At 69.8% G+C, this 3645-nt stretch carries 3 protein-coding genes and 1 pseudogene; all 4 read right to left on the reverse strand.

The genetic code is table 11. From position 1 onward, the window contains the following. Nucleotides 1-303 (reverse strand): annotated as a pseudogene (locus KUTG_RS01790) (alpha-galactosidase); the annotation flags it as partial. Nucleotides 304-330: 27 nt separating this feature from the next. Continuing rightward, a complete protein-coding gene (locus tag KUTG_RS01795; RefSeq protein ID WP_052393718.1) occupies nucleotides 331-2082 on the reverse strand; it encodes an alpha-L-fucosidase in 1752 nt (583 codons plus the stop codon). Nucleotides 2083-2328: 246 nt separating this feature from the next. Then, entirely contained in the window at nucleotides 2329-3189 is an 861-nt protein-coding gene (locus tag KUTG_RS01800; RefSeq protein ID WP_369794417.1) for a CE1 family esterase, read from the reverse strand. Nucleotides 3190-3287: 98 nt separating this feature from the next. Beyond that, the coding region (locus tag KUTG_RS01805) for an alpha/beta fold hydrolase (RefSeq protein WP_369794418.1) at nucleotides 3288-3645 on the reverse strand (358 nt) is incomplete at its 5' end.

Here is a 3645-nt window from a genome sequence, read left to right on the forward strand (position 1 = left end):
CGTGATGTTTCCGGCGCTGTCCCGCGTGCCCTGCCACCAGCCCTCGTCGATGTCGACGTACTGGTAACCGGCGTCCTTGAGCCCGCTGGACACCAGCGCGTCCGCCTGTGACTTGATCACGTCGGCGTTGATCCCGGCGGCGAAGCTGTTCCAGGAGGCCCAGCCCATCGGCGGCGTCGCCACCGCGGCGACGGCCGGGGCCGGCGGAGCCGCCCCGACGGCCACGGCCTGTCCGAGTGCCAGCGCCGCCGCCGCGACGGTGATCGCCACGAGCCGTCCGAGCCCACGCGGCTTGTTTCCCATACCTGTCCCCTCATGCATCTGTTAGCGCTAACACTCAAGGCTGAACGGGCGATCGAAGGCTTCGAACGAGACCATGGACGCCGGCCCGTCGGCCGTCACGCGCACGAAACGAGCCGATGCCTGACACAGCACCGTCCGCACCCGCTCGGCGTCCGTGTTGTCGGTGCGCTCGGCCAGGATCGCCCACGTGACGCCGTCGGTCGAGCCGTCGACCCGGTAGCGGCCGATGCCCTCGCCCTCCCAGACGATCCGAACACCGGTCAGCTCGACGACTCGGCCGAGGTCGACCTCCGCATGGCCGTCCTCCGCCACGGTGACCTGGTCGATGTCGATGCCGACGGGCACTACGGGCCGATCCAATTCCACCGCCAGCACGGTGTCCTGCGGATGCGACCGGCGATCGATGCCGGTGATCGTCACCCGTCCGTCGGCATCGACGCGGTACGGCAGGTTCTGCTGGGTGCGCACGTCGTACACGCGCCGAACCCGCGCATCGCCGATGGCCGGCGTGGTGAACGCGCCAACGGGCTGGCCGGGCAGCAGGTGGGCGTAGAAGGTCGCACCCCGATGGGTGTAGCCGACCCCACCGTCACACGGCGGCCACGGGCCGCCACGGGTCCCGTACACCGACTCCCCGTGCTCGCTGAGAAAAGTCCCGAGCCGCCGCAGCACGGCCACGGCGTCCGGCGGCACCACACCGTGCCGGTCGGGCCCGACATTGATCAGGCAGGTCATGTTCCGCACCAGGCTGTTGACCACCACCGCCATGAGCTCGTCGTAGCTCATCGAGGTCGCGGCGGCCGTGTGCCCCCAGTGACCGCGAATGGTGAACGTCTTCTCCACCACGTCGTCGCGCAGCGGCCCGGAGGGAATCTCCCCGCCTTCCTCCACGCCGTAGTCGCCGATCCAGCCCGACCGGGAGTTCGCCACGATGCCCGGCTGGTGGGCGCGGACCATGCCCATCAGGCCGAGTGGCCGGCCGGTCGCGGGCTCGGTCTCGCCGTGCTCCCCCACGGGCCAGTCGTTGGCCGGATCCCGGTACCGGCCCGGTTCCCAGAAGAAGGCGCCGTCCTCATCGGGGCCCTGCTCGGCCAGCCAGGCGCCGTCCCACCACAGGTCGTCGATCGGGCCGTACTCGGTCACCAGCTGCCGCACGGCCTGGTAGACCTCTTCCTTCAGCACGCGGGCGTTCGCCCGGAGGTCGACCGCGTCGCCCTCCTGGTTCCAGGGCGGCGTGTCCCGGGGTGCGCCGGTGACGTTGTAGTAGCCCGGATAGCGCCAGTTGATCGGCGAGTAGTACAGGCCCACCCTCAGACCGGCGGCGCGCACCGCGCGCACGTAGTCGGCGACGAAGTCCGCCTCCAGCGGCGGTTGGAGGCTGGTCCACGCGTTCGGATGCGAGTTGGCGCTCAGTCCGAAGCCGTCGTGGTGCCGCGCGGTCAGCACGACATACCGCGCGCCCATCTCCTGGGCCAGCCGCGTCCACGCCTCCGGGTCGTAGGCGTCCGCGGTGAACTGCTCCGGGGAACTCTCATCCAGGAAACGGCGGTAGACACTCGGCTCGATCTCGGCATCCCGTTGAAGCCATTCGCCCCGGGCGGGGCCGGCGTAGACACCCCAGTGGATGAACAGGCCGATCTTGGCGTCCTGGAGCCAACACACCCTCGCGTTCGGCTGCTGGTCCAGCCCAAGATCGGACCGGGGCACGCGCGGCGGCGGCAGCGGCACCGCGTCGGACGGGAAAGACCGGCGGGCCAACGGGGATTCGGGCACGGACACGGGAACGCACCTCCGGCGGCGGAACGAGGACAGCGACCGAGCATCCGTCCTCAGGCCACCGCCGGAGGCTAGAACCGGCTCCGCGTCAGCGTCAACGTCGTTCGACGCCATTCGACGAACCGGCTCGGGAAGACCCGTCCGCCGACAGGGTCTTCCCGACGTCCGATCAGAACTGGGTGAAGAACTTCCAGGTCTCCTTGGGGAGCCAGGTGGTGCGGCCCTTCACCGGCGCCGGCGCGGTGGCGATTAAACGCCGTCGGCCGGGCAGGCGTCGTGGCCACCGTCGAAGGCGACCCACTCCACCGGGTGCCCGGCCGAGCAGCCCGTGTATGTGGTGGCGATGTGCGTGCGGCTGCCCTTGGCCGGCTCCGGCGGATTCTGGGGTGTGCACTTGTTGTTCTTCACGAAGCGGTCCCGCAGCGACCGCCCGCCGGAGATGCTGAGCACGGGGTCGCTCACGCCGTGCGAGGCCAGATACGCGACCGGCTGCGTGCCGCCGCTGCACCCGCTGAGCAGGCCGCCGGAGTAGAGCGCGACCGCCCGGAACACGGTCGGCCGCGCGCAGGCCAGAGCGTAGGTCATGGCCGCCCCGTAACTGAAGCCGACCGAGAAGACCCGCGTGGTGTCCACGCAGAGGCCACCCTCGATCTGCTTGAGCACGTCATCGATGAGCGTGACGTCCTGTCCGCCGGGGTTGGCCCAGCCGTTGTTCAGGCCCTGCGGCGCGACGAAGATGGTGCTGTTGTCGGACAGCTGCTGGAGCCCGTAGTAGGCCCACACCCCGGTCAGCACCGTGCGCCCGGTGACGACGTCTTCAGCGTTGCCGCCGAGCCAGTGCAGCCCGAAGACCAGTCGGTACGAATGGTTGCGGTCGTAGTTGGCGGGCAGCGTCAGGATGTAGCTGCGGCTCTTGCCGCTGCTGGTGATCGTGTGGGTGCCGCTGCTCAGCGTAGGGGCCATGCCACAGCCGGCAGTCGACGCCGCCGGCACGACGGCCGACGCAGTCGCGGCGGCGGTGGCCTGTGTGGCCGCTGTGGCCAGTAGCGTGACGGCCGCCGTGATCACGGCCGACACCCGCCACAATCGCCCGGAAGGACTGTGTTTCACGTGCACTCCTCACTTTTGGGGAAGATCAGCGCACACTGGAGACCCGGTACATGACGTGCCGGCGTCCTCGTAGATGCCCGGCTTGAGCCCGCATCCAGTCATGGGCGCGCGCGGGAGCCCGCCGGCGGCGCGTAAGGGCACTTGGGCCGGTAGAGCGAGATCCCGACGGGATCGGGCGGCTTCGGGCACAGGAACTGGGTGTAGCGGCCGTCACTGTCCACAAAGGTCTTCAACCACGGGATGAGGACCTTCATCTCGACGTTGTTGGGATGCGTGTAGTACACGTGGTCGGCCCCGGCGATCTGGACGAAGTCGCTCGGGGTGGCCGTGGGCGTCGTCGCGTACAGGGTGGTCAGATAGGACGGTGTGACCACCGGGTCCCGCTGCCCGCCGATGATCATCGTGGGCGCGCGGTCCGTGGCCATGGACAGGTTTCCGACGGGCGAGCCCGGCGCC

The sequence above is a fragment of the Kutzneria sp. 744 genome, assembly GCF_000568255.1.
Lineage (GTDB): Bacteria > Actinomycetota > Actinomycetes > Mycobacteriales > Pseudonocardiaceae > Kutzneria.